24 protein-coding genes are annotated in these 24,941 nt (G+C 65.5%); 15 read left to right on the forward strand and 9 right to left on the reverse strand.

The features are described from left to right. Positions 1-11: 11 nt before the first annotated feature. From ACUJB0_RS05215 to ACUJB0_RS05240, 6 genes are all read left to right on the forward strand, one after another. Positions 12-683 (forward strand): heavy metal response regulator transcription factor, encoded by a 672-nt coding sequence (locus tag ACUJB0_RS05215; RefSeq protein WP_444844305.1) that lies wholly within the window; start codon positions 12-14, stop codon positions 681-683. Next, the gene (locus ACUJB0_RS05220; RefSeq protein WP_444844306.1) at positions 680-2,086 is read left to right on the forward strand and encodes a heavy metal sensor histidine kinase; all 1,407 of its coding nucleotides are present in this window, start codon (positions 680-682) and stop codon (positions 2,084-2,086) included. The genes ACUJB0_RS05215 and ACUJB0_RS05220 overlap by 4 nt, the downstream gene beginning before the upstream one ends. A gap of 88 nt (positions 2,087-2,174) precedes the next feature. Then, a complete protein-coding gene (locus ACUJB0_RS05225; protein ID WP_444844307.1) occupies positions 2,175-2,519 on the forward strand; it encodes a CzcE family metal-binding protein in 345 nt (114 codons plus the stop codon). Positions 2,520-2,532: 13 nt separating this feature from the next. Beyond that, positions 2,533-2,901: a copper homeostasis periplasmic binding protein CopC gene (gene copC / locus ACUJB0_RS05230; protein ID WP_444844308.1), complete on the forward strand. Its 369-nt coding sequence runs from the start codon at positions 2,533-2,535 to the stop codon at positions 2,899-2,901. A gap of 23 nt (positions 2,902-2,924) precedes the next feature. Further along, positions 2,925-3,434 carry a cupredoxin domain-containing protein gene (locus ACUJB0_RS05235; RefSeq protein WP_444844309.1) on the forward strand — a complete coding sequence of 170 codons (510 nt, stop codon included), beginning with the start codon at positions 2,925-2,927 and terminating at the stop codon, positions 3,432-3,434. A 575-nt stretch (positions 3,435-4,009) separates the two neighbouring features. Beyond that, positions 4,010-4,912 (forward strand): LysR family transcriptional regulator, encoded by a 903-nt coding sequence (locus ACUJB0_RS05240; protein WP_444844310.1) that lies wholly within the window; start codon positions 4,010-4,012, stop codon positions 4,910-4,912. On the opposite strand, the gene ACUJB0_RS05245 is transcribed toward ACUJB0_RS05240, so the two are convergent. Together ACUJB0_RS05245 and ACUJB0_RS05250 are read right to left on the reverse strand one after the other, a co-directional pair. Then, positions 4,884-6,254, reverse strand: a complete 1,371-nt coding sequence (locus ACUJB0_RS05245; RefSeq protein ID WP_444844311.1) for an MFS transporter — start codon at positions 6,252-6,254, stop codon at positions 4,884-4,886. The genes ACUJB0_RS05240 and ACUJB0_RS05245 overlap by 29 nt on opposite strands. Before the next feature lie 105 nt (positions 6,255-6,359). After that, positions 6,360-7,121, reverse strand: a complete 762-nt coding sequence (locus ACUJB0_RS05250) for a CPBP family intramembrane glutamic endopeptidase (RefSeq protein WP_444844312.1) — start codon at positions 7,119-7,121, stop codon at positions 6,360-6,362. Between the two features lie 419 nt (positions 7,122-7,540). Here ACUJB0_RS05250 and ACUJB0_RS05255 point away from each other — a divergent pair, with 419 nt between their 5' ends. Together ACUJB0_RS05255 and ACUJB0_RS05260 are read left to right on the forward strand one after the other, a co-directional pair. Beyond that, the gene (locus tag ACUJB0_RS05255; RefSeq protein ID WP_444844313.1) at positions 7,541-10,432 is read left to right on the forward strand and encodes a reprolysin-like metallopeptidase; all 2,892 of its coding nucleotides are present in this window, start codon (positions 7,541-7,543) and stop codon (positions 10,430-10,432) included. Between the two features lie 43 nt (positions 10,433-10,475). After that, positions 10,476-11,057 (forward strand): cohesin domain-containing protein, encoded by a 582-nt coding sequence (locus ACUJB0_RS05260; RefSeq protein WP_444844314.1) that lies wholly within the window; start codon positions 10,476-10,478, stop codon positions 11,055-11,057. A 44-nt stretch (positions 11,058-11,101) separates the two neighbouring features. On the opposite strand, the gene ACUJB0_RS05265 is transcribed toward ACUJB0_RS05260, so the two are convergent. After that, complete coding sequence (locus ACUJB0_RS05265; RefSeq protein WP_444844315.1) at positions 11,102-12,466, reverse strand: YncE family protein; 1,365 nt, start codon at positions 12,464-12,466, stop codon at positions 11,102-11,104. Beyond that, positions 12,463-12,867, reverse strand: coding sequence for a DUF305 domain-containing protein (locus tag ACUJB0_RS05270; protein WP_444844316.1), 405 nt, complete (start codon positions 12,865-12,867; stop codon positions 12,463-12,465). Before ACUJB0_RS05270 ends, ACUJB0_RS05265 begins: the two co-directional genes overlap by 4 nt. 159 nt (positions 12,868-13,026) lie before the next feature. Between ACUJB0_RS05270 and ACUJB0_RS05275 the strand changes: the two genes are divergently transcribed. The 6 genes from ACUJB0_RS05275 (at position 13,027) to ACUJB0_RS05300 (ending at position 18,192) form a co-directional block, all read left to right on the forward strand. Continuing rightward, on the forward strand, positions 13,027-13,698 hold the full coding sequence (locus ACUJB0_RS05275; protein ID WP_444844317.1) for a heavy metal response regulator transcription factor: 672 nt from the start codon (positions 13,027-13,029) through the stop codon (positions 13,696-13,698). Beyond that, positions 13,695-15,086, forward strand: coding sequence for a heavy metal sensor histidine kinase (locus ACUJB0_RS05280; RefSeq protein WP_444844318.1), 1,392 nt, complete (start codon positions 13,695-13,697; stop codon positions 15,084-15,086). Before ACUJB0_RS05275 ends, ACUJB0_RS05280 begins: the two co-directional genes overlap by 4 nt. Positions 15,087-15,191: 105 nt before the next feature. Further along, positions 15,192-15,665, forward strand: coding sequence for a VOC family protein (locus ACUJB0_RS05285; RefSeq protein ID WP_444844319.1), 474 nt, complete (start codon positions 15,192-15,194; stop codon positions 15,663-15,665). A 12-nt stretch (positions 15,666-15,677) separates the two neighbouring features. Further along, on the forward strand, positions 15,678-16,091 hold the full coding sequence (locus tag ACUJB0_RS05290) for a YciI family protein (RefSeq protein WP_444844320.1): 414 nt from the start codon (positions 15,678-15,680) through the stop codon (positions 16,089-16,091). A 33-nt stretch (positions 16,092-16,124) separates the two neighbouring features. Continuing rightward, positions 16,125-16,937, forward strand: a complete 813-nt coding sequence (locus tag ACUJB0_RS05295) for a YciI family protein (RefSeq protein ID WP_444844321.1) — start codon at positions 16,125-16,127, stop codon at positions 16,935-16,937. A gap of 31 nt (positions 16,938-16,968) precedes the next feature. After that, positions 16,969-18,192: an RNA polymerase sigma factor gene (locus ACUJB0_RS05300; protein ID WP_444844949.1), complete on the forward strand. Its 1,224-nt coding sequence runs from the start codon at positions 16,969-16,971 to the stop codon at positions 18,190-18,192. Positions 18,193-18,262: 70 nt separating this feature from the next. On the opposite strand, the gene ACUJB0_RS05305 is transcribed toward ACUJB0_RS05300, so the two are convergent. Then, positions 18,263-20,926 (reverse strand): TonB-dependent receptor, encoded by a 2,664-nt coding sequence (locus tag ACUJB0_RS05305; protein WP_444844322.1) that lies wholly within the window; start codon positions 20,924-20,926, stop codon positions 18,263-18,265. Positions 20,927-21,211: 285 nt separating this feature from the next. Between ACUJB0_RS05305 and ACUJB0_RS05310 the strand changes: the two genes are divergently transcribed. Next, positions 21,212-21,955: a GntR family transcriptional regulator gene (locus ACUJB0_RS05310; protein ID WP_444844323.1), complete on the forward strand. Its 744-nt coding sequence runs from the start codon at positions 21,212-21,214 to the stop codon at positions 21,953-21,955. Here the strand turns inward: ACUJB0_RS05310 and ACUJB0_RS05315 are convergent. From ACUJB0_RS05315 to ACUJB0_RS05330, 4 genes are all read right to left on the reverse strand, one after another. After that, the gene (locus ACUJB0_RS05315; protein WP_444844324.1) at positions 21,922-22,791 is read right to left on the reverse strand and encodes an alpha/beta hydrolase family protein; all 870 of its coding nucleotides are present in this window, start codon (positions 22,789-22,791) and stop codon (positions 21,922-21,924) included. The genes ACUJB0_RS05310 and ACUJB0_RS05315 overlap by 34 nt on opposite strands. Continuing rightward, positions 22,788-23,378 carry a TetR/AcrR family transcriptional regulator gene (locus tag ACUJB0_RS05320; protein WP_444844325.1) on the reverse strand — a complete coding sequence of 197 codons (591 nt, stop codon included), beginning with the start codon at positions 23,376-23,378 and terminating at the stop codon, positions 22,788-22,790. The genes ACUJB0_RS05315 and ACUJB0_RS05320 overlap by 4 nt, the downstream gene beginning before the upstream one ends. 74 nt (positions 23,379-23,452) lie before the next feature. Further along, entirely contained in the window at positions 23,453-23,959 is a 507-nt protein-coding gene (gene msrC / locus ACUJB0_RS05325) for a free L-methionine (R)-S-oxide reductase MsrC (RefSeq protein ID WP_444844326.1), read from the reverse strand. Between the two features lie 67 nt (positions 23,960-24,026). Beyond that, positions 24,027-24,914, reverse strand: coding sequence for a LysR family transcriptional regulator (locus tag ACUJB0_RS05330; protein ID WP_444844327.1), 888 nt, complete (start codon positions 24,912-24,914; stop codon positions 24,027-24,029). Positions 24,915-24,941 lie beyond the last annotated feature (27 nt).

Raw genomic sequence — 24,941 nt, forward strand, 5'->3', positions numbered from 1 at the left:
AAAGGACAGATATGCGCTTGCTCGTGGTGGAGGATGAACAAAAGGCCGGGGAGTACCTCCAGAAGGGCCTTACCGAGTCCGGCTTTGTCGTGGACTGGGCCAATAACGGGCCGGAGGGCTTGCATGCGGCGACCACCAGCCACTACGACCTGATCGTGCTTGATGTCATGCTGCCGGGCATGGACGGCTGGCAGATCGTCGCGGAATTGCGCAAGACGGTCGACACTCCGGTGCTGTTCCTGACCGCGCGCGACGCGCTGAACGATCGCATCAAGGGCCTGGAGCTGGGCGCCGATGACTACCTGGTCAAGCCGTTCGCCTTTGCCGAACTGCTGGTCCGGATTCGCACCTTGCTGCGGCGCGGGCCGATCAAGGAGCCCGAGCTGTTCCAGATAGCCGACCTGGAACTGGACGTGCCCAAGCGCCGCGTGACGCGCGCGGGCCAGCGTATCGATCTCACGGCGAAGGAATTCGCGTTGCTGCACCTGATGTCCAAGCGCGTAGGGCAGGTGCTGTCCCGGCCATTGATCGCCTCGCAGGTATGGGACATGAATTTCGACAGCGACACCAATGTGGTGGACGTGGCGGTGCGCCGGCTGCGCGCCAAGATCGACGATCCCTACACGGTCAAGCTGATCCACACCATCCGCAGCATGGGATACGTGCTGGAAGACCGCGGATGAACAGGCCCGGCTATTCGCTGACCGCGCAGCTGGGCGCGTTGTTTGCCATTGTGGCGGTCATCGTTTTCTCGGCGGTCGGCTTCTATCTCTACCGGGCACTGGCCGTCCAGTTACAGGAGCGGGACGAGGCGGAACTCGTGGAGCGCGTATTGCAAGTGCGGCACCTGCTCGCTGAAACCCCGGATGCAGGTTCAATACAAAGTGAGCCGCACCGCTTCCTTGATGCTGTCGATGCCGGCCACGGATTTTTCCTGGTCATCCAGACTCCTGGCGGACAGGTGCTGGCCCAAAACACGGCGGAACGCGGCTTTACGTTTCCCGGCGGCGCCGTGGCGGCCGATGCCACGCCGTCCACCGGCGATACCCGCCACACTGTCGCGGCCGACGGCAGCGCGTTGCAAGCGTTGACTGCGATGGGGCTGGTCGGCGCCGGCGGCGATGTGGTGCGTATCTCGGTGGCACGCACCGCTCATGAACGCCAGGAGGTACTCCGGGCCTACCGCTTGAAAGTCTGGATCGCGGCGCTCGCCGGCGCCATGTTGACCGCCGCGACCGGCTATCTTCTGGTGCACCGGGGCTTGGCGCGTGTACGTGCGCTGGCCGCGCAGGCGCAAGAGGTCACGGCGCACAACCTCGACAAACGGCTGGACGCCGACGCCGCGCCCGCCGAGCTGCGCCTGTTGGCGGATTCCTTCAACCGGGTGCTGGACCGCTTGCAAGACAGCTTCAACAGGCTCTCGCAATTCGCCGATGACCTGGCGCATGACTTGCGCACGCCCTTGAACAATCTGATGGTGCAGACCGAGGTGGTGTTTTCGCAGCCGCGCGACATCGAGGAGTACCAGAATCTACTGTCCTCAAACCATGAGGAATTCGGCAGGCTGGCCAGAATGGTGGAAAGCATGCTGTTTCTGGCGCGCGCGGATCACGACCAGGTCGCCCTCAGCACCGAACGCCTGAGCGCGGCCGAGGAGCTGGGCATGGTCGCCGAATACTTTGAAGGCTTGGCGTCGGACGCCGGTGTCAGCCTGAATATCGAGGCATCGGGGGAGATATGGGCTGACGCACATCTGTTGCGCAGGGCGGTCAGCAACCTGGTGGCCAATGCCGTGCGCTACACACCGCCAGGCTGCGCCATTGTGCTGGAGGCGGCCAGCGGCGGTGCCGGCACGACGATTTCCGTGACCAATTCCGGCCCAGGGATCGACCCGGCGCATCTGCCACGGGTGTTCGACCGCTACTACCGCTCCGATCAATCACGCTCCTCGCAATCGAGTTCGGCTGGCTTGGGCCTGGCCATCGTGAAGTCGATCATGGCCTTGCATGGCGGCCACGCGAGCGTGACGAGCGAGGTCAATGGCACGACGCGCTTCGCCTTGTTCTTTCCAGATTCTGCAATGTAAATGTAATTTTTCGGTCATGCGGGTGTGCGAGTCGGCTCCTTAGAATAGCCTCATCGACTTCACAACACACCACCTTGAAAGGGTAAGCATGAAAAACGTTAAAGCCGCAATCGCCTCCATCATTTTCGCCGCCGCCATGGCGCCGTTGGCTGGCATCGCACACCAGGACAACGCCGTAACCGGTCCTGCGCTCGGCCGCGCGGCGCCGGCGCAAGCGGCCACGCGCACGATCGTGGTCTCCGCCGCCACCAAGTTCATCAACGTTGAAAACGGCGATGTGGTGACGATCGATGTGGACGGCAAATCGTTCACCTGGCAGTTCGACACGCTGCGCGACAGCGACCGCTTCGCACTGGCCGCGATCGCGCCGGCCGGCATCAACACCCACGGCGTGTGGGTCTACGTCGCGCCAAATCCGCTGTACGTGAACTGAGGGAAGAACGCACATGAAAGCACTGTCCAACATCGTCGCGGCGGCGACCGTTGCCGCCGCCGTCCTGGCCAGTCCGCTGGCGATGGCGCATGCGACGCTGAAAAACGCCACCCCGGCAGCGGGCTCGGTCGTGGAGGCGGCACCGAAGGAAATCGCGCTCACCTTCAATGAGGCAGTCGAACCGGCATTCAGCAACATCACCGTCGCGGACGGTGCCGGTAAAGAGCTCGCAACCGAAAAAGCCAGGGTGGACGAGGCCAATCCTGCCATCCTGCATCTTGCCGTGGCTGGCCTGTCGGCGGGAACCTATACGGTCAGCTGGGCCGTTGCGGGGCATGACGGCCATCGTCGCAAGGGCGACTTCAAGTTCACGGTGAAATGAACGCTTAAATTTTGGAGAAACAAATGAAGAATATTGGCGCCGCGATTTCACTCGCTTTATTCACTTCGATGTGGTCGCTGGCCGCGGCAGCCGCAAGCGGCGACCAGATGCAAGGCGCCGCGCATCAGCATGGCGCTCACGATCACGGCGCATCGCTGGTCGGAAAGCCGGGGGACCTAGCCAAGGCGACACGTACCGTCGTTGTCGACATGAACGACACGATGCGGTTTTCGCCGTCGACCATCACGGTCAAACAAGGCGAAGTGGTGCGGTTTGTGGTGAAGAATTCGGGAAAACTGAAGCATGAGATGGTGATTGGCTCTGCCAGCGAACTGAAGGAGCATGCGCAGATGATGGCGAAGTTCCCGGAAATGGAGCACGCCGAGGCCAATCAGGTGACCCTGGCGCCAGGCACGAGCGGCAATCTGGTCTGGCAGTTCGACAGTGCCGGAAAAGTCGAGTTCGCGTGTTTGCAACCTGGGCATTTTGAAGCCGGGATGAAGGGCATCGTGGCGGTTGAAGGGAAAATGTAGTCTTAGTGCTGTTCTTGACCGCGTCGTTGATTTCGTTCGGGACGATGGCTATTGGTTTTTTTGGTGGTGCGATGGGGCCGGTTTTGCAAACGCTCAACCGGCCCTCCTTGCTTGAAGCTGGCAATGCCCTTGGATATGATGCAATGACTGTGCGTGGAAAGCGCACTGCTGGTAGTAGTTCTGCGAATGTAGGAAAGATCGTAGATATCAGACGTAGGAGGGGGAAATGAACAAATCTGAACTTGGTGCCGAGCTCGTAAAATCGAAATGACAACAGGCCGATGATGTTGAGCGAGAAGAGGTCCTGTTGGAGCTGAAGCGGCGAGGGCTGTCTATTAGCGATGCAATTCTGGCGCTGCGGAACTCCGGATTTTATTCGCTTGGGGAGGCGAAGGAATATATCTCCTCCAGCCCTGCATGGCAGACTGAAGTCGAAAACGGCAAAGTCCTGCATGAGATAGCCTGGCAAGTCCTTGATGACTTCGTCGCATCCCAACGCTACAAGCCATGATGCTTTCTGGCGTCCTTCCAGCTTGCGGGGTAATATTGCAGAAATAGTCAGAAGGCGGGCGGCAATGGATAAATTGAAGGCGATGCAAATTTTCGTCAAGGTCGTGGACAAGAAAAGCCTGACGGTCGCAGCGCAGAATTCCAATCTATCCGTTTCGATGGTCAGCAACTACCTCAAGTATCTCGAGGACGACCTGGGCACCGCGCTGGTGGCCCGCACCACCCGCAACCTGTCGATCACCGATTTCGGCACCTACTATTACGGCGTCTGCCAGAACGTGCTGGCGATGATACGGGAGAGCGGGGAGGTCGCCTCCCATTTCACCGTCAATCCCGAAGGCACGCTGAACCTGGCCGCGCCCCGCACCTTCGGCGTCGCCGCGCTGCTGCCGCGGCTGGGCGAGTTCTACGCGCAGTACCCGAAGATCCGTGTCGACGTCTCGATCAGCGACGACATCGTCGACATGACCACAACCGATTACGACGCCGCCATCCGGCTCGGCCCGCTGTCCGATTCGAACCTGGTGGCGCGGCCGCTGCGGCCGTATTCCGTGGTGCTGTGCGCCTCGCCGGATTACCTGGCCGGCCATCCGCCGCCGTCCTCGCCCGAGGACCTGGCCCGGCATCCGTGCATCGCCACCTACTTCGATCACAAGACCGTCTGGAACCGCCTGCAAACCACGTGGGAATTCATCGGCAACGGCGACGTGATCCACAAAGTGAACGTCCCCTTCAAGATGCAGGTGAACGACGCGCAGGGCGCCTGCGCGCTGGTCCTGAAGGGCGCAGGCATCGCGCTGATCCCGGACCTGCTGGCGCAACCGTGGCTGCAAAACGGCCAGCTGGTGCGCCTGCTGCCGGACTACCGCATACCCGACCGCGCCATGCACCTGGTCTACCGGAAAATGGACCACATGCCATCGACGCTGAAGGCCCTGGTCAAATTTCTGCTGGACGAGTTTTCCTGACACCCGGCGCCACGATCAACGCGCCGACGGCCAGCGCGGCGATCGCACACAACAGCGCGGGGACCATGCCGCCGGCCAGGCGCGCGGCCGTGACGTCGCCGACAATCAAGCCCATCGTGGCGACGCCGATCAGGCCGCCGATCTGGCGCGAGGCGTTCAGCACGCCGGACGCGACGCCGATGTAACGCTGTTCGGTTGACGACACCATCGCATTGGTCAGCGCCGGCACCGCCAGTCCGATACCCAGCCCGGCCACGACGAACTGGACGCCGATGTGCGCGTAGTGCCCATCGCCGACAAACGGCAGCATCGCCAGGTAGCCCAGCGCGGCCAGCGAGATGCCGGACACAAGCACCGTCCTGTAGCCATGCCTGACCATCAGCTTTCCGCACAACAGGTTGGCGGCCATGATGGAGCCGGTCATCGGCAGGAAGGCCAGGCCGGTATCGAGCGGCGAGTAGGCCCACGCATATTGGAAGAACAGGCTGAACAAAAAGATCTGCCCGTAGAACGCGAAGTTGACCAGGATGCCCGCCAGCGCCGACGAGGCGAAATGGCCGGCCCTGAACAAGTGCAGCGGCAGCATGGGCTGCGCCGTGTTTTTCTCGGCCGCGACAAACGCCGCGCCGGACAGCAGGAACACCAGCATCCCGCCTACCACCAGCGGAGAATAGGGACCGGACGAATTCACCTGGATCAAGGCCAGCGTGAAGCCGCCCAGCGCCAGGGCGGCCAGCAGTTGTCCCGGAATGTCGATCGCGCGGCCGGCCGTGCTGGCGGCGTCCTTCACCCAGCGCCAGGCGATCAGGCTGCCCACCAGCGCGATGGGCACGTTGACGTAGAAGATCGATCGCCAGCCGGTCAGGGAGATCAGCACGCCGCCGAACACCGGACCGAGCGCCAGCGCCATGCCGCCCGCCGCGGCCCACAGGCTGATCGCCCGGCTGCGCGCATCCCTGTCCGGGAAGGTCTGGTTGACGATGGCCAGCGAGGCCGGCACCACCAGCGCCGCGCCCAGGCCTTGCAGCAGGCGGTAGACGATCAACGCGGCCAGGCTGCCGGCGACGCCGCACAGCAGGGAGGCCAGCGCGAACAACACGAAACCGGTGAGGAAGACCTTGCGGGGACCGAAGCGGTCGCCCAGCGCGCCGGCCGTCAGCAGGAAGGCGGCGAAGGTCAGCGTGTAGCCGCTGACCACCCATTCAAGATGCGACATGGTGCCGGTGAATTCGGCGCGCAGGCTGCGCAGCGCGACGTTGACCACGCTGACGTCGAGTATGACGATGACGAAGGCGAGGCAGGATGACAGGAGCGCGAGCCGCTTCCCGGTTGGCGTGGACATGATGAGGTTCTCCTGTTGCGTAAGGCAAGGCGTCGATCGTAGTGCCTGGTCGATCGCGCCGTAAAGAACCTATCCCTGAAAACAGTTTGCAGCGGCGTTAAACAATCACGGAGCGCGGGCTCCGATCGTTTCACCGCTGGCGCCGCGCAGCAGGAACACGCCATACAGGCACAGCGGCAGCACCGCCAGCACCGCGGCAAACGGCAGCACCGAACCCTCGCCGGTGCTGGTCGCCGCGAGTGCCGACGTCACCAATGCGAAGTCCCACAGACAGTGCACCACCACCATCGGCCACACCGAGCGCGTGCGCAGGCAAATGGCGGCGTAGCCCACGCCCTGCAGGGACGCCGCGAGCGACTGCCACAGCGCGCCGCCGAAGTCGCCGCTCGCCCAACCATTGACCGTGTGGACCACGCCGAACAACAGCGACGAGGCCAGCACCGCAGGCCAGACCCCGTGCCGGTCCAGCAGGCCTTGCAGCAATACCGAGCGGAACATCAACTCTTCCGACACGGCCACCAGCGCCGTATTGCAGCCGACGACCAGCAGCACTTTTGCCGGCGGCCATCCGTCCGCCCACGCCACAAGCAGCATCAGCAGCGAAAAGAGCAGGGGCGGCAAGACCAGCCGCAGCGATTTCCACGATTCGGGGGCATGCAGGCCGGCGGCGCGGCGGTCGGCCGAAGCCAGCGCCACCACCAGCGCAAACACGGCCGCCAACACCCACCCGGGGCCGATGCCGCCGGCCACCGATTCAACCAACGATAGCTGGCCGCGACCGAGCAATCTGCCGGTGCCCAATGTCAGGCCCAGCCAGACCGCCAGCGCGGCAAGCGCCAGCGGGAAAGTAATGTGGAGTCGTTTCATGCGGTGGTCTTCTCGGTTTATCTACCAAGCAATAATACAGCAGTGAAATTTCAGCGGTGAACAAACGAAAGCCACCGCCATCCGCCATCTTCGCTTTGCCTAACATACAAACCAAAGCTGTGTATTAACGACAACAGTGATTTTTTGCGCTTATGGCTTAAACGCTCACGTTTTGCCGCCGCAAGAAAAAAATTCAAGCGAACAGTTGTGACTAAAAATTAATTAAGTGATACTTAAGTTGAAACTTTTGCATGCCTTGTACGCAATGCGTGCGGGTTTCATGGTGCATATTTTCATAGGGAAAACGGACATTTCGGATCAACAATAAAATTAAGGGTATAGCAGGCATGAAACTTTCAGTGAACCCGACTCCCCGCCTCAAAAAGGCGAGGGCAACGCTGCGTCCCACCGCTGGACGCATGTTAATTGCTTTCATGGCATTGGGCTGGACCATCTCCAGCTCCGCCGCCACCCCGAGCCAGCCGACCGGCGAATTCTGGCAGGACGTCGGCCCTGGGGGCGGACGCAGCGCGCAAGCGGCCGGCACGTCGGGCCCGCGCCGCTTCCACGCCGCCAGCCTGAACCGCAACGGCCTGAAGCAGCTGGCCCAGTCGGCGCCGCTGGAGCGCACCGAGGCCGCCGCCGTCAGCCCGCTGATCATTTCGCTGCCGCATCCGGACGGCGGCTACCAGCGCTTCGCCATCGTCGACTCGCCGATCATGGAAGCGGGCCTGGCCGCCAAGCACCCTGAAATCCGGACCTATGCCGGCAAGGGCATCGACGATCCGAACGCCAGCCTGCGTATGGACATTACGCCGCTGGGCCTGCACGCCTCGGTGCGCACGCCGGCCGGCGCCTGGTACGTCGATCCGCAGACCGCGCTGGACGATAGTGTCTACAACAGCTATCACAGCCGCGACCTGGCCAACAGCCACGGCGCGCTGCGCGAAGCCCCGCTGGCCGAGGCGCAGATCGCGCTGTCGCAGGGCTTCTACCACGCCGACGACAAGGTCGAAGTGCGCGGCGCCGGCTTCGCGCCGGGCGCCTCGGTCACGGTCTCGGTGCGCAACGAGGACGACAGCGCCACGCGCCAGAGCGTGGTCGTCAACGCCGACGCCGAAGGCGTGATCAACACCACGCTGGTGGCCGACCCGTCGCGCAACACCGGCGCCTTCGAAGTGAGCGCCACCGACGGCAAGTCGACCAGCACCGTGGCCTACCACGTGGTGGACGACCAGGTCGTGGCCGGCCCGACCTCGGGCAACCAGCTGCGCACCTACCGCCTGGCGCTGGTCACCGATCCGTCCTACGCCACCTATTTCGGCGGCCCGGCCAACGTCACGGCGGCCAAGGTCACGCTGATCAACCGCGTCACCCAGGTCTACGAGGACGAGACCGCGATCCGCCTCATGCTGATCAATAACACCGACGCGCTGAACCTGGACACCGCCGCGCAAATGACCGGCGCCAACGGCCCCTGCGGCGGCGCGGCCTGTTTCACGGCTGATCAGGCGGGTTCCTGCAGCGGCGACACCTTGTCGCGCAACCGCGTGGTGGCGGGCCTGCTGGCCGGCGCCGGCAACTTCGATGTCGGCCACATCGCGCTCGGCCTCAACGGCGGCGGCATCGCCAGCCTGGGCGTGGTCGGCGGCAGCGGCAAGGCGCAGGGCTGCACCGGCATTCCCACGCCGGTCGGCGACTTCTACGCCGTTGATTATGTGGCGCACGAAATGGGCCACCAGTTCTCCGGCAACCACACCTTCAACGGCGTGATCAGCAATTGCTCGGGGGGCAACCGCAACGCCGGCACCTCGGTGGAGCCGGGCAGCGGCTCGTCGATCATGGCCTACGCCGGCATTTGCGGCACCGACAACCTGCAGACTCACAGCGACGCCTATTGGTCGCAGCGCAGCTTCGATGAAATCGTCGCCTACACCTCCGGCGCGGAGAGCAAGGTCAACGAACAGCAGATGGTGGCGCTGACCAACTTCGGCGGCACCCAGCAGTTCAAGCTGCGCTACAACGGCCACGATTCGGCGCCCATCGTCCGCGGCAGCAACTTCACCAGCAGCGGCATCAAGCACGCCATCGAAGACATCGACGGCTGGCCGGCGGGCGGCACCGTGTCCGTCACCGCGGTGAGCGACAGCGCCGTCACGCTGACCTTCAAAGGCGCGCTGGCCGGCACCAAGGTGCCGTTGCTGCAGCTGGTCGGTTGCAGCGGCGGTTGCAGCGGCTATGTCGGCGAGGTCGTCGCCGGCGGACCCACCAACCGTCGCGGCGCCTTGTCGTTCACCGGCAATACCACGCCGGTGGTGACGGTGCCGGCGGGCTACACCATTCCGGTCCGCACGCCGTTCGCGCTGACCGGCAGCGCCACCGACGGCGAGGCCGACACCTTGACCTACCTGTGGGAGCAGAACGACCGCGGCAACGACGACGGCACCGGCTTGATCAGCAATAACAAGACCAACGGGCCGCTGTTCCGCCAGTTCGGCGTGCGCGCCGTGGTCAGCAACGACGACACCATCAAGTACGGCTCGCCGGGCGAGAACCACGTCAGCACCGATCCGACCCGCGTGTTCCCGGACATGGCGCAGATCCTGGCCAACAACACCAACGCCGAAACCGGCAGCTGCCCGGCCGCCGCGACGACGCCGACCCCGGCCGATATCGAGTGCTTCTCGGAGTTCCTGCCGACGGCCGACTACGTGGGCTTCGGCGCCAACGCCAAGCCGGCCTCGCTGAACTTCCGCCTGACGGCGCGTGACGGCCGTGGCGGCGTGGGCAATGCCAGCACCAAGCTGGTGCTGGCGCCCAATGCCGGGCCGTTCCTGGTGACGTCGCCGAACACCGCGGTATCGCTGGACGCCGGCTCGACCCAGACCGTGACCTGGAGCGTGGCCAACACCAACGTGGCGCCGGTCAACACCGCCAACGTGAAGATCACGCTGTCCACCGACGGCGGCAAGACCTATCCGTACACGCTGGCGGCCAGCACGCCCAACACCGGCAGCAAGGCGGTCACGCTGCCGATGGTGGGCAGCGCCACGGCGCGCATCAAGGTGGAAGCGGTCGACAACGTCTTCTTCGACGTGTCGAACGCCAACTTCACGATCCGCCTGGTGGGCGACGTCAACGGCGACGGCGCGGTCAACTGCGACGACCTGGCCGTCATCAAGGCCGCGCTGGGCAAGCGCACCGGCCAAGCCGGCTTCGACGCGCGCGCCGACCTGAACAAGGATGGCGTGGTGGATGCGCGCGACCTGTCGGCCGAGACGCAACGCATACCAGGCGGTTGCCGCCTGTAAGCCTCCCACAATTGAAGCCCGTTGGGCAAAAGGAAAAAACAATATGTTGAGTTTGAAAAAATGGAAATACCAGGCCGGCGCCGTGCTGCTGGCCGCCGCCTTCGGCGCGCCGTCGGCCTATGCCGCCGACCCGGCGTTGAGCATCGTCGCCACGCCGTCCAGCGGCGTGGTGGGCTCGACCATCGAGCTGGACATCCGCATCGCCGGCGTGACGGACCTGTATGGCTACAATTTCTCGCTGTTGTTCAATCCGGCCTACCTGCAAGTGGCTGGCAACAGCGAAGGCGCCTTCCTGGGTTCGGACGGCGGCGCCACCGACTTCGGCGTGGCCGATGCGACCGGCACGCCGGGGCTGGTGTCCTATGTGTATGGCAGCAAGTTCGGCCAGGTGCCGGGCGTGAGCGGCGGCGGCAGCCTGGCGCACCTGAAGTTCAACGTGATCGGTGCCGGCACCAGCACGCTGAGCTTCACCGACGCCTTGTTCGTCAACTCCAACCTGGGGGACATCACCACGAAACTGGGTACGCGGACGCTGGTCACGAGCGTGCCGGAACCGTCGGCCTACCTGATGCTGGGTGCCGGCCTGGTGGGGCTGGCGGCGCTGCGCCGCCGTAAAGCCGGCTGATGTTGCACCGCGCTGCCGCCCCGCGCGGCAGCGCTTCATGCTAACTACAGCGCGCTGACCAGCACCGCGGCGTCGGCGCCGGCTTCCGTCACGGAGAGACGGTCGGCGCGCACCGCGACATCGCTGGCGGCCTGCGTGCGCACCGGTCCTATCATCGTCCCGTTGGCCATGCCCGCATCGTTGGTGCGGAAGCTGCCCAGCGGCGCGGCTTGGCTGCCGACGGTAACGTTATAAACCGTATTCGGCTTCAGCTTGTACAGGAACACCTCCATCGCGTCGACCACGCCCAGGTTGCGTACCACGGCGAAACCCTTGCCGTTCCCGCTTGTCGCCTTGAACGGGATGCTGTGCGCATCCTGGTTCACGCGCGGCACCAGGTTGGCGCGGTCGTCCGCCGACGGAGCCACCTTTGACAGGTACACCAGCGCCTGCGGCGCCTGCCCGCCAGGGATGGTGGCGATGACCTGGTTGCTGGCGCTGTCGATCACCTGCACGCCATCGCCGTTTTCCAGCCCGACGTACAGGCGGCTGCTGTCGTCCGAAGTCCAGATCCCGTGCGGCAGCGCGCCGGTGGCGATGGTCGCCAGCAGGCTTGCTTCCTTGCCGGTGCTGTAGACCTTGACCAGGTTCTCGCCGCCTATCGTCACGTAGGCGCGCACCGCGCCGCCGACGGTGGCGAAGGCCAGGTGGTTGGTGATGAATCCCGTGTCGATCACGCCCGTCACCTCCAGCGTCCTGGTGCTGATGCGCGTGACCTTGCCGACGTCCTTGTGCGTCATCCATATCTCGCTGAAGTCCGGCGTGAACTGCAGGAAGGGCGAGAACGGGCTGGCCACGGCGATGCGCTTGATGACGGCGTGCGTGGCGACGTCGATCACGTCGACCGTCGGCGTGAAGCTGGAGACCACGAAAGCCAGCTTGCCGTCCGGGTGGAACTGCACCATGCCTGGACCGAGGTCGGTCTGGATGCGGCGCGTTTCCCTGAACGTGGCCGGGTCGATGACGGAGATATAATCCTCGCCGCGCACCACCACCCACACCTCCTTGCCGTCGGCGCTGAAGAAGCCTTCGTGTGGCGAGCGTCCCACGTAGGTCTTGCCTTTGACCTTGTTGGTCGCGGTATCGATGAAGGTGACCGAGTTGGAGCCGTTGGAGATGGCGATCAGCGTCTTGTGGTCTGGCGAGAAGCCCAGGCCGTGCACATTGATCTCGCCGCGATACAGCGGCGACAGCACGTCCGGCCGCGCGTTGCCCAGCCTGATCTGGCCCAGCAGCGTATTGGTGGCGGGGCTGAACACGGAAATCGTGTTGGTGTTCTGGTCCGCCGTGTAGACGCGGTCCTGCGCCGATGGCGCGGCGATGGCGGCTGCAGGCAGCAGCGCGGCAATCGCCCAGGCGATGGTCTTCATTTTTTCTCCTCAGTGGTGTGGCGTTGCAGCCAGGCCTGCATCACCTTGATTTCGTTCTGCTGCTCGGCGATGATGCCGAGCGCCAGGTTGCGCAGTTCAGGGTCACCGGTGTAGAGCAGCAGGGCTTTGGCCATGTCGACCGCGCCCTGGTGGTGCGGGATCATCATGGTGACAAAGTCATGCTCGCTGACGCCGTTCATCGGCGCCCGCTTCATGCCGGCATCCATGACCGCCATCGCGTCGTCCATCAAGGCGTCGAACGACTTGGCGGTGCTGGCGACGAATGCCGGCGGCGCGGCGGCGCTGTCGCCGCCGTGGTGATGCTGATGCTCCTGTGCGCCGGCACGCAGCGCCGCCAGCGCCAGCAAGCAGGCGGCAACGGTGCGGATCGGGTTGAACATGGCGTACTCCTTGTATGGTTATCCGGGCTATCGATGCATGGGCTGTATCGATGGCGCCAGTCTAGGGACGCGCCGCTGACGGCAGGATGACGCGCAAATGACAGATTTGTAATCCAACCGGCCATGCAAAAGGCCGACAATGCCCATCTGGAGAACATCATGAAGATACTGGTTGTCGAGGACGAGCCCAAGGCGGGCGACTATCTGGTCAAGGGTTTGCGGGAGTCGGGCTACGTGGCCGACCTGGCGCGCAATGGCGTCGACGGCCTGGCGCTGGCGCTGGAACACGACTACGACCTGATCGTGCTGGATGTGATGCTGCCGCAGCTGGACGGCTGGGCGGTGCTGGGCAGGCTGCGCGAACGCAAACAGACCCCGGTGCTGTTCCTGACCGCGCGCGACGAGGTGGCCGACCGCGTCAAGGGCCTTGAACTGGGCGCCGACGACTACCTGGTCAAACCCTTCGCCTTCGCCGAGCTGCTGGCCCGCATCAAGACGCTGATGCGGCGCGGACCGGTGCGCGAGATGGAGCTGATCCGCATCGCCGGCCTGGAGATCGATGTGCTGCGCCGGCGCGTCACGCGCCACGGCGACCGCATCGAACTCACCGCCAAGGAATTCGCGCTGCTGCACCTGCTGGCCAAGCGCCAGGGCGAGGTGCTGTCGCGCACGCAGATCGCGTCGATGGTGTGGGACATGAACTTCGACTCCGACACCAACGTGGTCGACGTGGCGATCCGCCGCCTGCGCGCCAAGATCGACGATCCCTACGCCGACAAACTGGTGCAGACCGTGCGCGGCATGGGCTACCTGCTGGAAGTGCGGTCGTGAGGCGGCGCCCGCTGTCGCTGACCTTGCGGGTGGCGCTGCTGCTGTCGGCGGTCGCCGTGGCGATCTTCCTGATGGCCGGCGTCTACCTGTACACGACGCTGGCGCGGCAGATGGCCAGCCGCGACGACGTGGAGCTGATCAACAAGGTGACGCAGATCCGCCGCATCATCGCCGGCCTGCCATCGCCGCAGGCGATCGCCCAGGACCGGCGGCAGCTGATGGAAACCCTGTCCGGCCACGATGACTTCATGCTGCGCGTGAACGGGCCGGATGGCGCGGCGCTGCTGCAATCGGCGCGCACCTCGCGGCCGCTGCCGCCCATCGACAGCGTGCCGGCCCAGCGCGCGCTGACGCTGGACGACATCCACGACTGGACGCCGGAGACCGGCATCGGCCGCATGGTGAGCGCGGCCGGGCAGGTGGGCGGCGGCGAGACGGTGCGCATCACGCTGGCGCGCGAGCGCTCCGACCGGCTCAAGATCCTGCGCGGCTTCATCGCCGATCTGCTGGTGGCGCTGTGCGGCGGCGCGCTGCTGGCCATCCTGCTCGGCTATGCCATCGTCCGCCACAGCATGCGCCAGCTGCGCAGCGTGATCGCCAAGGCCAACGACATCAACGCCAACCGCCTCAACACCCGCCTGTCGGTGCAGGACGCGCCGGTCGAACTGCGCGAGGTGGGCGGCGCCTTCAACGCCATGCTGGACCGGCTGGAAGACGGCGTGCAGCGCCTGTCCGGCTTTGCCGCCGACCTGGCCCACGACCTGCGCACGCCGGTCAATACGCTGATGATGGAAACCCAGGTGGCGCTGGCGCGGCCGCGCACGGCGGAGGAGTACCAGGCGCTGCTCGCCTCCAACTCGGAGGAATATGAACGGCTTGCGCGCCTGATCGAAAACACGCTGTTCCTGGCGCGGGTGGACAACGCCCAGCTGGCCGTGCGGCGCGAACCGCTGGACCTGCGCGCCGAGCTGCTGCGCATCCATGACTACTTCGAGATCCTGGCCGATGACGTCGGCGTGAGGCTGGGGGTGGACAGCCAGGCGATCGAAGCGCAGCTCGATCCCGTGTTGCTGCAACGCGCGGTCGGCAACCTGGTCTCGAACGCGATCCGCTACACGCCGGCCGGGGGCGCGATACGGCTGACGGCGCGGCGCTGCGCGCAGGGCATTGAGTTGGCGGTCGCCAACACCGGCCCCGGCATCGCGCGCGAACACTTGCCGCACATCTTCAACCGTTACTACCGCGCAGACGCCGCCCGCTCCGGACAGGCCCAGTCGGCCGGGCTGGGGCTATCCATCGTGCGCGCCATCATGGCATTGCATGGTGGTAGCGTCCGGGTCGAGAGCGAAGAGGGAGGAAACACCACGTTTTTCCTGTTGTTTAAATAATTTTAAAAAAATTTAAAAATATTTGTCGATTTGATGTGTGCTGCTTCGTCGTAGAGGTAGAGTGAGCGTTTCACTCGGTCCTACTTTCACTTAAAGGAGAGCATCATGACTGCAAAAGTAAATCCTATCCCGGAAGGCATGCACAGCGTCACCCCGCACCTGGTCGTCGACGGTGCGGCGAACGCCATCGAGTTCTATAAAAAAGCGTTCAATGCCGTCGAAACCGCGCGCATCCCCGGCAAGGAAGGCAAGCTGATACACGCCGCCGTCCGCATCGGCGACTCCACCGTCATGCTGGTGGACGAGTTCCGCGACTTCGGCAACCTCGGCCCCAAGGCGCTGAAGGGCAGCCCGGTCACGCTGCACATCTACGTGCCGGACGCCGACGCCACCTACGCCCAGGCGATCGCCGCCGGCGCCGCCGAGAAGATGCCGCCGGCCGACATGTTCTGGGGCGACCGCTATGGCCAGGTCACCGACCCGTTCGGCCACGTCTGGTCGATCGCCACCCACACCAGGGACATGACGCGTGAGGAAATGGACGCGGCCATGAAGCAACAAATGCCCGATTGCGGCTAAGCGGAGAACACTATGCGTTTCATGATTATCGTTAAAGCCACCGAGGATTCCGAGGCGGGCAAGATGCCGAGCACCGAGCTGCTGACCGCGATGGGCAAGTTCAACGAGGAACTGGTGAGCGCCGGCGTGCTGCTGGCCGGCGAGGGCGTGCATCCCAGCTCCAAGGGCGCGCGCATCCGCTACGAAGGCACCAAGCGCACCGTCATCGACGGCCCGTTCGCCGAGACCAAGGAGCTGATCGCCGGCTTCTGGCTGCTGCAGGTGAAGTCGAAGGAGGAGGCCATCGAGTGGATGAAGCGCTGCCCGAACCCGTTCGACACGCCGTCGGAAATCGAAATCCGCCAGGTGTTCGAGATGGAGGATTTCGGCGCAGCGGCCACGCCGGAGCTGGTCGCGCAGGAAGAAGCCTTGCGCGCGCGCCTGTGATGCTGCTACCTTAGCGGAAAAAAGGAGCAAGCGATGGAATACATGGTACTGCGCCGCGCCAACCAGAGCACCGAACGCGGCCAACAGCCGCCGGCGCTGGAGCCGGGAACTTTTCTCAAGCCCAGCACGGAGGCGGTGCGGCTGCTGCGGCGCGACGGCGTCTGGAGCCGGCAGCACGGGCCGTTCGCGCCCAGGGAGCTGGTGGCCGGCTTCACCCTGATCGAGGCGGAATCGAAAGAGGACGCCATCGAGCAGGTGCGCTGGTGGCCGCTGTTCGACAGCGGCGCCGTGTATGAAATCCGCGATGCGGGCTGCCCCGGCAACTGCATCGGCTTCGACGAACGCGGCACGGCGGCGGGCACCATCCCCCGCCGTGACGAGGCGCTCACGCGCTACGTGGTCTTCATCCGCTCCGACGAGGACGCCGAGGCCAACGCGGTGCCGCCGCCGGAAGTCATCGACGTGATGAACGCCTACAACGAGGCGGGCGTGCAGCAGGGCGTGCTGCTGGCGGGGGAGGGCCTGAAGGCCAGCGCCTCCGCCACCCGCGTCCACTTCGCCAATTCGAAAACCTCGGTGGTCGACGGTCCGTTCACCGAGGTCAAGGAACTGATCGCCGGCTACTGGATGCTGCAGGCGGCCTCGCTGGACGACGCCATCGCCTGGGCCAAGACCTATCCCTATCCCAGCCCCGGCGACCTGACGCTGGAGATACGCGAAGCGTGCGAGCGCATCGCCCACCAGGAATTCACACCCGAGATGCGCGCGGCCGAGGAACGCCTGCGCGCCGAACTGCTGGAGGCCGGCCTGCGCGACGCCTTCAGGAAAAAAGCCCGTGGCGGCTGACGTCCACAAGATCGTCGAGGCGGTATGGCGGATGGAGTCCGCCAAGATCATCGCCGTGCTGGCGCGCATGTTGCGCGACGTCGGTCAGGCCGAGGAGCTGGCGCAGGATGCGCTGGTGATGGCGCTGGAACGCTGGCCCGACACCGGCGTGCCGGACCAGCCGGCCGCTTGGCTGACCACCGTCGCCAAGAACCGCGCGCTGGACGTGCTGCGGCGCCGCCAGCTGCACCAGGAAAAGGAAGGGGAGCTCACCTACGAACTCGAAGGCGTGCTGCAGGATGCCGCGCCCGACCTCGACGCGGCGGTGGCCGACGCGCTGGAGAACGACATCGGCGACGACCTGCTGCGGCTGGTGTTCGTGGCCTGCCATCCGGTGCTGCCGACCGACGGCCGGGTGGCGCTGACCCTGCGCATGCTGGGCGGCCTGGACACCGGCGAAATCGCCCGCGCCTTCCTGGTGCCGGAAGCGACCGTGGCGCAGCGCATCGTGCGCGCCAAGCGCACGCTGGCCGAGGCCAAGGTGCCGTTCGAGGCGCCGCGCGCGCACGAGCTGGCCGAGCGGCTGGCCTCGGTGCTGCAGGTGGTCTACCTGATCTACAACGAAGGCTATTCCGCCAGCGCCGGCGCCGACTGGATGCGCCCGGCCCTGTGCGAGGAAGCGCTGCGGCTGGGCCGCATCCTGGCCGAGCTGGCGCCGGACGAGCCGGAAGTGCACGGCCTGGTGGCGCTGATGGAGATTCAGTCCTCGCGCGCCCGCGCCCGCGTCGGCCCCAAGGGCGAGCCCATTCTCTTGCTGGAGCAGGACCGCGCGCGCTGGGACCAGCTGCTGATACGGCGCGGCCTGGCGGCGCTGGAGCGCGCCGAACGCACCGGGCGCGGCCTGGGTTCGTACGGCGTGCAGGCGGCCATCGCGGCCTGCCATGCGCGCGCGCGGCTGGCGGCCGACACCGACTGGCAGCGCATCGCCGCGCTGTACGACGCGCTGGCGCAGCTGGCGCCGTCGCCGGTGGTGGAGCTGAACCGCGCGGTGGCGCTGGCCATGGCCTTCGGGCCGGCGGCCGGGCTGGAGGTGGTGGATGGCTTGATGGATGTGGCGGCGCTGAAGCACTATCACCTGTTGCCGAGCGTGCGCGGCGATTTCCTGTCCAAGCTGGGACGGCACGACGAGGCGCGGAACGAATTCGAACGCGCGGCGCAGCTGACGCAGAACGAGCGCGAACGCACCCTGCTGCTGGCGCGCGCCGCCGCCCAATAAAAAAAGCTGGCCCCCACGGGAGTTAGGGGCCAGCAAACCTTGGTACCACTACCTCTTTACAAACTACGCCTTACAGCTTGGCGCGCAGGCCCAGGTAGAAAGTGCGGCCGTTCGAGTAAAACGCACGCGGCTGGTCAGGCGTCTCCGCGTACATCTTGATGGTGGTGTTGGTCAGGTTCAGCGCGTCGAAGGTGATGGTCAGCTGCTCGTTGATCTTGTAGTTCAACGAAGCGGCCAGGTTGCCCGCGCCCTTCACGTGCTGGCTGGCACCGCGGTCCACGCCGGCCTTGTAGCTGGAGCGGTAGTTGTACGCCAGGCGCGCGCTGAACTTGGCGTCCTCGTAGAAGCCGGTGATGTTGTAGGTGCTCTTCGAGGAGTTCAGCAGCTCGCTGCCGTCGTCCAGCTTGCCGTCCGCGTAGGTGTAGTTGGCCAGCACGCCGAAGCTGTTGAACAGCGGCTGCTGGTAGCTCAGCTCCACGCCCTTGTTCTTGCCGCTGGTGTTGAACGGCGACGTGATCTGGTACACGGTCTGCTTGTTCTGCTTGTTGTTGAAGTAGGTGCCGCTCGTGGTGCCTTGCGCCACCACCGACACCAGGTCCATGTAGAACAGGCCGGCCGACACCGACGACTTCGGCGCGAAGTACCATTCGGCGCTGACTTCCGCGTTGTTGGAGCGGATCGGATCGAGCTTGGCGTTGCCGCCGCTGCCGCTGAGCGCGTCGTCGTTCAGCGAGACCGAGCCGCCCAGCGCGCTGTAGTCGGGACGCGACATCGCCCGCGCCAGCGCACCGCGCACCACCAGGTCCTTGTTGACGTCGTACTTGATGTTCGCGCTTGGCAGCACATCGTTGTAGGTGCGCTCGAACGAGGTCGGGGTGTAGGGACCGAAGGCCGAGCCGGTGATCGGCGCCGTGCCGCCGGCCAGGTTGACGATCGAAGTCTGCTGGGTGCGTACGCCGCGCAGGCCGACGTTGCCGCTCCAGTTGTCGCCGGTCAGGTTGGCCATGCCGTACAGCGCGGTGGTCTTCTCGTTGACCTTGAATTCATCGGTCCAGTTGTGGCGCACCACGAAGTCCAGCAGGCGGTTGCCCGGCACCGCGCCCCAGGCGCCCAGCGCCGCGCCGCTGTAGCGGAAGTAAGCCGACGACAGGTTGCCGCCCAGGTTGGAGGCGAAGTCGCTCGGATACTGCTCGCCGTTCCAGGTCGGGCCGGGATTGCTGAAGCCCAGCGGGCCCGGGCGGGTTTCCAGCGGATGCTCGGCGCTGCGCTTGTGGTCGGTGAAGCGCACGCCGAACTTGACCGAGTCGAACACGCCTTCGCTGATGCGCAGGTCGCCGTCCAGCTGGGCGTAGTGTTCCTTGTCGATCGACTGCGCCTCGCCGCCGCCGGCCCAGGCGGTGCTGCCTGGCTTGGTGGTCACGCCGCCGGGGTAGGAGACGTTGGCCGGGCTCAGGCCGTTCAACTGGTAGGTCATGCCGCCGTTGACGTTGTTCTGGTAGTAGACGTCGCCGTGGTCCCAGCCTTCGCCGTGGGTCAGGCCGGCCTTGCCGCTGAAGGTCAGGTCTTGCGTGGCGCGGTAGCGGAAGTTGAAGTCGACGTAGTAGGATTCGCCCCCCGCGTCGGGACGGTAGATGTTGTCGACCTCGCCCGAATTGCTGGCGAAGGTGGCGCCGGTGATGGTGCCGTTCTTGGTGGTGACATTGGTCGGCACCAGGTTGTCGCGGTTGAAGGAGTTGGCGGGCGCGGCCAGCCAGTTGGTGTTCTGGTGCGGCGCGCTGAGCTTGGAGTAGAAGCCGTTCAGGTCCAGCGTCAGCTCTTTCGACGGCTTGACTTCGACATCGAAGGAGCCGCCTTCACGTTTTTTCTTTTGCTCGAACAGCGAGGCGCCGATGAAGGTCGGCACGTTCAGGCCGGCCAGCGCCGGATTGGCCTTGGCGGCCGCGCTGTCGGCGGCCACCTTGGCGTAGCCCAGTACTTCCTGGCCATCGCGGCGCACGCTGGTTTTCTCGGAGAATGCCTGCACCAGCACGCCGGCGGTGTTGGTGTCGTTCTTCCACGCGAACAGGCCGGAGAACTGCGGCTCGGTCTTGCTGGACAAATCGTTGTACACGGCCTGCACCGAGCCTTCCAGCGTCAGCGATTTCTTGAAGTCCAGCGGACGGCGGGTGATGACGTCGATGGCGCCGGATACGCCGCCCTCGACCAGGTCGGCGGTCTGCGACTTGTGCACGATGATCGAGCTGACCAGCTCGGAAGGCAGCAGCGAGAAGCTGCTGGAGCGGCCGACGTTGCCGCCGAACTGGTTCAGCACGAACCAGTCGCCGGTGCTGATGGCGTGGCCGTTGAACAGGGTCTGCTGCAGCGACGGGCTGGTGCCGCGCAGGCTGACGCGGTCGTTCTCGCCGAAGCCGCCTTCGCCGCCGGCCGACGACTGGATGTTCACGCCGGGCAGGCGCTGGATGGCGTCGGCCACGTTCTTGTCGGGCATTTTGCCGATGTCTTCGGCGGTCACCACCTCGACCACGGAATCGGCATTGCGTTTTTGCTTGAGCGATTGTTCCAGGGCGGCGCGTACGCCCGAGACGGTCACCACGGCCGGTGCGTCGCCGGCCTGGGTGGTCTGCGCCATCGCCGGCGTGGCGCAGGCGATCATCAGGCCGACCGCCACGGCGATCGGGGTCAGGCCGGTGCGGGCCGGCGTGGTGCTGCGTGTTGCGTGCTGTTGAAACGTCATTGCAAATCTCCAGTATGGCCCGAGCGAGCCTGTTCACTTCTTGTGATGATGAATCTCTCGCAAGATTCCCCCTTGCAAACCAAACAACAAAACCAGTTCGATGCCAATATACTGTAAACAATGATACCAGAGCGCTACCAGTTGTAAAAAAATACGAAATGTGGTGTTTTTTAGACAAAAAATCGCTTAATATTCACCTGTTTGGTGCGAAATATTGAAATTACATCAAGATTTAAGCGGGATTCTGGTACTTAATTGGTACTATATTTGTGGCGGGGGTATCATATGATGACGTTGACCAACATCGTGAAGGTGCTTGCCGAGAGCAGCAGCCTGCCGCTGTATCACCAATTGCAGCGCGCCTTGCGCGAGGCCATCGCCCAGCGCGTGTTGCTGCCGGACGACGCGCTGCCGCCCGAGCGCAAGCTGGCCAGCGACCTGAATGTGTCGCGGCTGACGGTGCGCAAGGCGCTCGACGGGCTGGTGGCGGAGGGCTTGCTGGTGCGGCGCCCCGGCTCGGGCAACTTCATCAACCACACCCGTATCGAGCAGAGTTTTTCCAAGCTCAGTTCATTTTCCGAGGACATGCGCGCGCGCGGACGCCAGCCCAGCAGCACCTGGCTGCACCGCGCCACCGGCATCGCCACCTGCGAGGAGGCGGTGCGGCTGCGCCTGAGTCCGGGCGAGACGGTGTACCGCTTCCACCGCATCCGCTACGCCGACGGCACGCCGATGTGCGTGGAATATGCGACCGTGCCGGGCAGTTGCCTGCCGTCGCTGGAGGCGGTGGATAAATCGATGTACGAGGCGCTGAACCGCTGCGGCAACCGGCCGGTGCGGGCGCTGCAGCGGCTGTCGGCGCTGCTGCTCAACGCCGAGCAGGCGCGCCTGCTGGACGCCAGCGAGGCCGCCGCCGGCCTGGCGGTCGAGCGGCTGGGCTTCCTGGCCGACGGCCGGGTGGTGGAGTTTTGCCGCTCGTATTTTCGCGGCGACGCCTACGACTTCGTGGCGGAGCTCAGCTCGGTCTGAAACCAGGCCAGCGCCTCTTCCCACAGCGGCTGCGCCTGGGCCTTGAAGTAGCCCATGTGGCCGATGGGGCCGAAGCCGGCCCGCGCCGGATCGATGGTGACGGCGGTGACGTCGGCATTGCGGTAGCCGGCCATGAAGGCGTCGCGCGAGGCCGGGCCGGCCCACAGGTCGTCCACCGAGTTGGCCGCCAGCACCGGCATGCGCACGCGGTCGTAGCTGGCGCGGATCCCGCTCATCTTGGGATCGTCGAAGAAGTAGTGCGGGTAGCGGCACCAGCGTTTCCACTGGTGGTAGACCGTCAGCGGCAAATCCTCTCCCATGCCCAGCTTGCTCCAGGCCAGATAGCCTTTCCAGCGCGTCAGCAGCGGGCCGAACAGGTTCCAGGTCAGCCAGACCTTGACGCGTTCCAGCGGCGGCATCCAGCCGTGCCAGCCGGCGCTGACGCCGAACAGGTAACAGGCCGCGACCTTGTGCTGGTTGGGCAGCAGCCCCAGCGCGTGGCCGCCGTAGGAATGCCCGACCATCAGCAGCGGCAGCGCGTCGCTGGCCATGTGCTCGATGGCGGCGGCCAGGTCGAGCCGGCCCCAGTCCAGGAAGTCCACCTTGAAACCCTTCAGCGTGGCCGGGCGCGACAGGCCGATGCCGCGGTAGTCCAGCGTGAGCACGCGGTAGCCGCGCGCGGCGGCGAACTCGGCGAAGCGGCGGTAGTAGCCCTGTGGCACGCCGGTGGCGCTGGCCACGACCAGGTGGGCGCGCGGCTCGCCGGCGGCCGGGTAGAGCGTGGCGACGAGCGGATAGCCGTCGGCGGCCTGGAGGTTGAGTACTTGCTTGGTCATGGACGCTTCCCGTGGGTGGTGGCGCTGGTGGCGCGCAGCAGCGCGAACAGGGCGGCGCCGGCCTGCTCCATCGGCGCCACGCTGCCGGCCACGCGGGCTTGCAGCAGCGCGCCTTCGTAGGCGGCCACGATCAGCCCGGCCAGGCCGTCGGCGTTCGTGGTGCGGCCCGAGGCTTCGAAGGCGTACGCCAGCCGGGCGCGGATGGCCGCGAAGCCGTCGGCCAGCGCCCGGCGGATGGCGATGTCCTCGGCCGCCGATTCCAGCGCCACCGTGGCCAGCGGACAGCCGCGCTGGAAGCCGCTGGCGGCCAGGCGCTGCTGGGCGCGGCCGATCCATTTTTCCAGCGCGTCCACCGGATCGGCGCCGGGCAGCAGCTTGTCGAGCACGGCGCACAGGTCGGCCACTTGCTGTTCGATGGCCGCCACCGCCAGCTCGGATTTTCCGCCGGGGAAGTGGTGGTACAGGCCGCCTTTAGGGGTACCGGCGGCGGCCAGGATTTCGCTCAGGCCGACGCCGTACAGGCCTTTGTGCTGCAGGGCGTGGCCCATGGCGTGGATCAGCCGGTCTCGGGTAGGTATTGTCGTCATGGGTTTACTGTACAGACCGGTCGGTCTGTTGGCAAGCGAAAAAAACAGTCCCGGCGAGCCGGGACCTTGTTCGCTTAGGCCAGCGTGGCTTCGAGGATCTTGACCAGCGCCTCGATGCCGTCGGCGTCGGTCTGGTCGAAACGGTTCGGCAGCGGGCTGTCGAGGTCGAATACGCCGACGATCGTGCCATCGGCGCCGCGCACCGGCACCACCAGCTCCGAGCGCGAGTTGACGTCGCAGGCGATGTGGCCGGGGAAGGCGTGCACGTCCGGCACGACGATGGACTTGCCCTCCACCACGGTGGTGCCGCAGACGCCGCGGCCTTTCTTGATGCGGATGCAGGCCGGCTTGCCCTGGAACGGTCCGAGCACCAGCTCATCGCCCTTGAGGAAGTAGAAGCCGGCCCAGTTCAGGCCCGGCATGCTGTTGAAGACCAGCGAGCTGAAGTTGGCGGTGTTGGCGATCAGATCGCTTTCGCCGTGCACCAGGCCGGTCAACTGCGAGCGCAGGTCGTCGAACATGGCGCGCTTGGCTTCGGGAGTGTCGGTGCCGTAGGCGGTGTCGCTGAGGGTGAAAGTCATGATGTCTTTGGATGTGAAAATGAGTCAGGACGGTATGGTAGCCGTTTCCGCGCTTGACCGCAGCGGTTCAACCCAACGTCTCGGCCGCCAGGCGCCGCAGCTGGGCCTCGGCCGGGTGGCCGTCGGCCACGATCAGGCCCAGGCCGGCGGCCAGCTCGTCGCCTTCCTTGAGCTTGCGGTAGGCCACGCCGGTCCGGCTGATCGCCGCGAACGAGGTGGGCAGCAGCGCCATGCCCTTGCCGGCCGCCACGTCGCTGAGCAACACGTGATGGTCGTGCGGTTCCAGCAGGAAGCGCGGCGCGAAGCCGTGCTTGCGGAACACGGCGTGGCTGTGGTCGAAGAAGGCCGGCTGGCGCGCCCGCTCGAACCAGTACACCGGCTGGTCCTGCAGGTCGGCCAGCGACAGGCTGCGGCGCCTGGCCAGCGGATGGCGGCTCGACAGCGCCACCAGCGTCGGCTGCTTGCCCAGCGGTTGCACCGGCAGGTCGAAGGTCTTGGTCGGCAGCGCGATGATGGCCGCGTCCAGCCGCCGCGCGCGCAGGCGGGCGACCAGGCGCGGCGAGGTGTCGAACACCGTCTCCAGCGCGCCGGCGCCGCCGCCGATCACGGCCGGAATGCCGTCGGTGAAGGCGCGGTACAGGTCGGACTCCATCGACGACGTCATGCCCAGCCGCAGCCGCATGGCCGGCTGGCGCGCCTGCAGCGCCTGTTCGGCCTCGTCCAGCAGGGCCAGGATGCGCAGCGCGCGCGGCAGCAGCTCGGCGGCGGCCGGCGTCAGCGCCACGTGCTGGGTGTCGCGCTCGAACAGCTTGACGCCCAGGCGTTCCTCCAGCTGGCGCACGGCGCGGCTCAGCGGCGGCTGCGTCATGTGCAGCTGCTCGGCGGCCTGGCGGAAGTTCAGGCACTGGGCCACGGCCACGAACATTTGTAGTGCATGCGTATCGAGTGTTCTCATGATACTGAAAAGGTATCACGATTTTGC

It is taken from the genome of Duganella caerulea (assembly GCF_040362985.1).
GTDB classification, from domain to species: Bacteria; Pseudomonadota; Gammaproteobacteria; order Burkholderiales; family Burkholderiaceae_D; genus Rugamonas; species Rugamonas vulcania.

What these genes read in the sequence shown, in the direction of transcription:
- ACUJB0_RS05275 (WP_444844317.1), top strand. Translation starts at nt 13,027, where the DNA reads ATGAAGATACTGGTTGTCGAGGACGAGCCCAAGGCGGGCGACTATCTG.
- ACUJB0_RS05305 (WP_444844322.1), bottom strand. Translation starts at nt 20,926, where the DNA reads ATGACGTTTCAACAGCACGCAACACGCAGCACCACGCCGGCCCGCACC.
- ACUJB0_RS05310 (WP_444844323.1), top strand. Translation starts at nt 21,212, where the DNA reads ATGATGACGTTGACCAACATCGTGAAGGTGCTTGCCGAGAGCAGCAGC.
- ACUJB0_RS05265 (WP_444844315.1), bottom strand. Translation starts at nt 12,466, where the DNA reads ATGAAGACCATCGCCTGGGCGATTGCCGCGCTGCTGCCTGCAGCCGCC.
- ACUJB0_RS05235 (WP_444844309.1), top strand. Translation starts at nt 2,925, where the DNA reads ATGAAGAATATTGGCGCCGCGATTTCACTCGCTTTATTCACTTCGATG.
- ACUJB0_RS05315 (WP_444844324.1), bottom strand. Translation starts at nt 22,791, where the DNA reads ATGACCAAGCAAGTACTCAACCTCCAGGCCGCCGACGGCTATCCGCTC.
- ACUJB0_RS05240 (WP_444844310.1), top strand. Translation starts at nt 4,010, where the DNA reads ATGGATAAATTGAAGGCGATGCAAATTTTCGTCAAGGTCGTGGACAAG.
- ACUJB0_RS05300 (WP_444844949.1), top strand. Translation starts at nt 16,969, where the DNA reads ATGGAGTCCGCCAAGATCATCGCCGTGCTGGCGCGCATGTTGCGCGAC.
- ACUJB0_RS05285 (WP_444844319.1), top strand. Translation starts at nt 15,192, where the DNA reads ATGACTGCAAAAGTAAATCCTATCCCGGAAGGCATGCACAGCGTCACC.
- msrC (WP_444844326.1), bottom strand. Translation starts at nt 23,959, where the DNA reads ATGACTTTCACCCTCAGCGACACCGCCTACGGCACCGACACTCCCGAA.
- ACUJB0_RS05330 (WP_444844327.1), bottom strand. Translation starts at nt 24,914, where the DNA reads ATGAGAACACTCGATACGCATGCACTACAAATGTTCGTGGCCGTGGCC.
- ACUJB0_RS05295 (WP_444844321.1), top strand. Translation starts at nt 16,125, where the DNA reads ATGGAATACATGGTACTGCGCCGCGCCAACCAGAGCACCGAACGCGGC.
- ACUJB0_RS05245 (WP_444844311.1), bottom strand. Translation starts at nt 6,254, where the DNA reads ATGTCCACGCCAACCGGGAAGCGGCTCGCGCTCCTGTCATCCTGCCTC.
- ACUJB0_RS05270 (WP_444844316.1), bottom strand. Translation starts at nt 12,867, where the DNA reads ATGTTCAACCCGATCCGCACCGTTGCCGCCTGCTTGCTGGCGCTGGCG.
- ACUJB0_RS05255 (WP_444844313.1), top strand. Translation starts at nt 7,541, where the DNA reads ATGTTAATTGCTTTCATGGCATTGGGCTGGACCATCTCCAGCTCCGCC.
- ACUJB0_RS05250 (WP_444844312.1), bottom strand. Translation starts at nt 7,121, where the DNA reads ATGAAACGACTCCACATTACTTTCCCGCTGGCGCTTGCCGCGCTGGCG.
- ACUJB0_RS05225 (WP_444844307.1), top strand. Translation starts at nt 2,175, where the DNA reads ATGAAAAACGTTAAAGCCGCAATCGCCTCCATCATTTTCGCCGCCGCC.
- copC (WP_444844308.1), top strand. Translation starts at nt 2,533, where the DNA reads ATGAAAGCACTGTCCAACATCGTCGCGGCGGCGACCGTTGCCGCCGCC.
- ACUJB0_RS05215 (WP_444844305.1), top strand. Translation starts at nt 12, where the DNA reads ATGCGCTTGCTCGTGGTGGAGGATGAACAAAAGGCCGGGGAGTACCTC.
- ACUJB0_RS05220 (WP_444844306.1), top strand. Translation starts at nt 680, where the DNA reads ATGAACAGGCCCGGCTATTCGCTGACCGCGCAGCTGGGCGCGTTGTTT.
- ACUJB0_RS05320 (WP_444844325.1), bottom strand. Translation starts at nt 23,378, where the DNA reads ATGACGACAATACCTACCCGAGACCGGCTGATCCACGCCATGGGCCAC.
- ACUJB0_RS05260 (WP_444844314.1), top strand. Translation starts at nt 10,476, where the DNA reads ATGTTGAGTTTGAAAAAATGGAAATACCAGGCCGGCGCCGTGCTGCTG.
- ACUJB0_RS05290 (WP_444844320.1), top strand. Translation starts at nt 15,678, where the DNA reads ATGCGTTTCATGATTATCGTTAAAGCCACCGAGGATTCCGAGGCGGGC.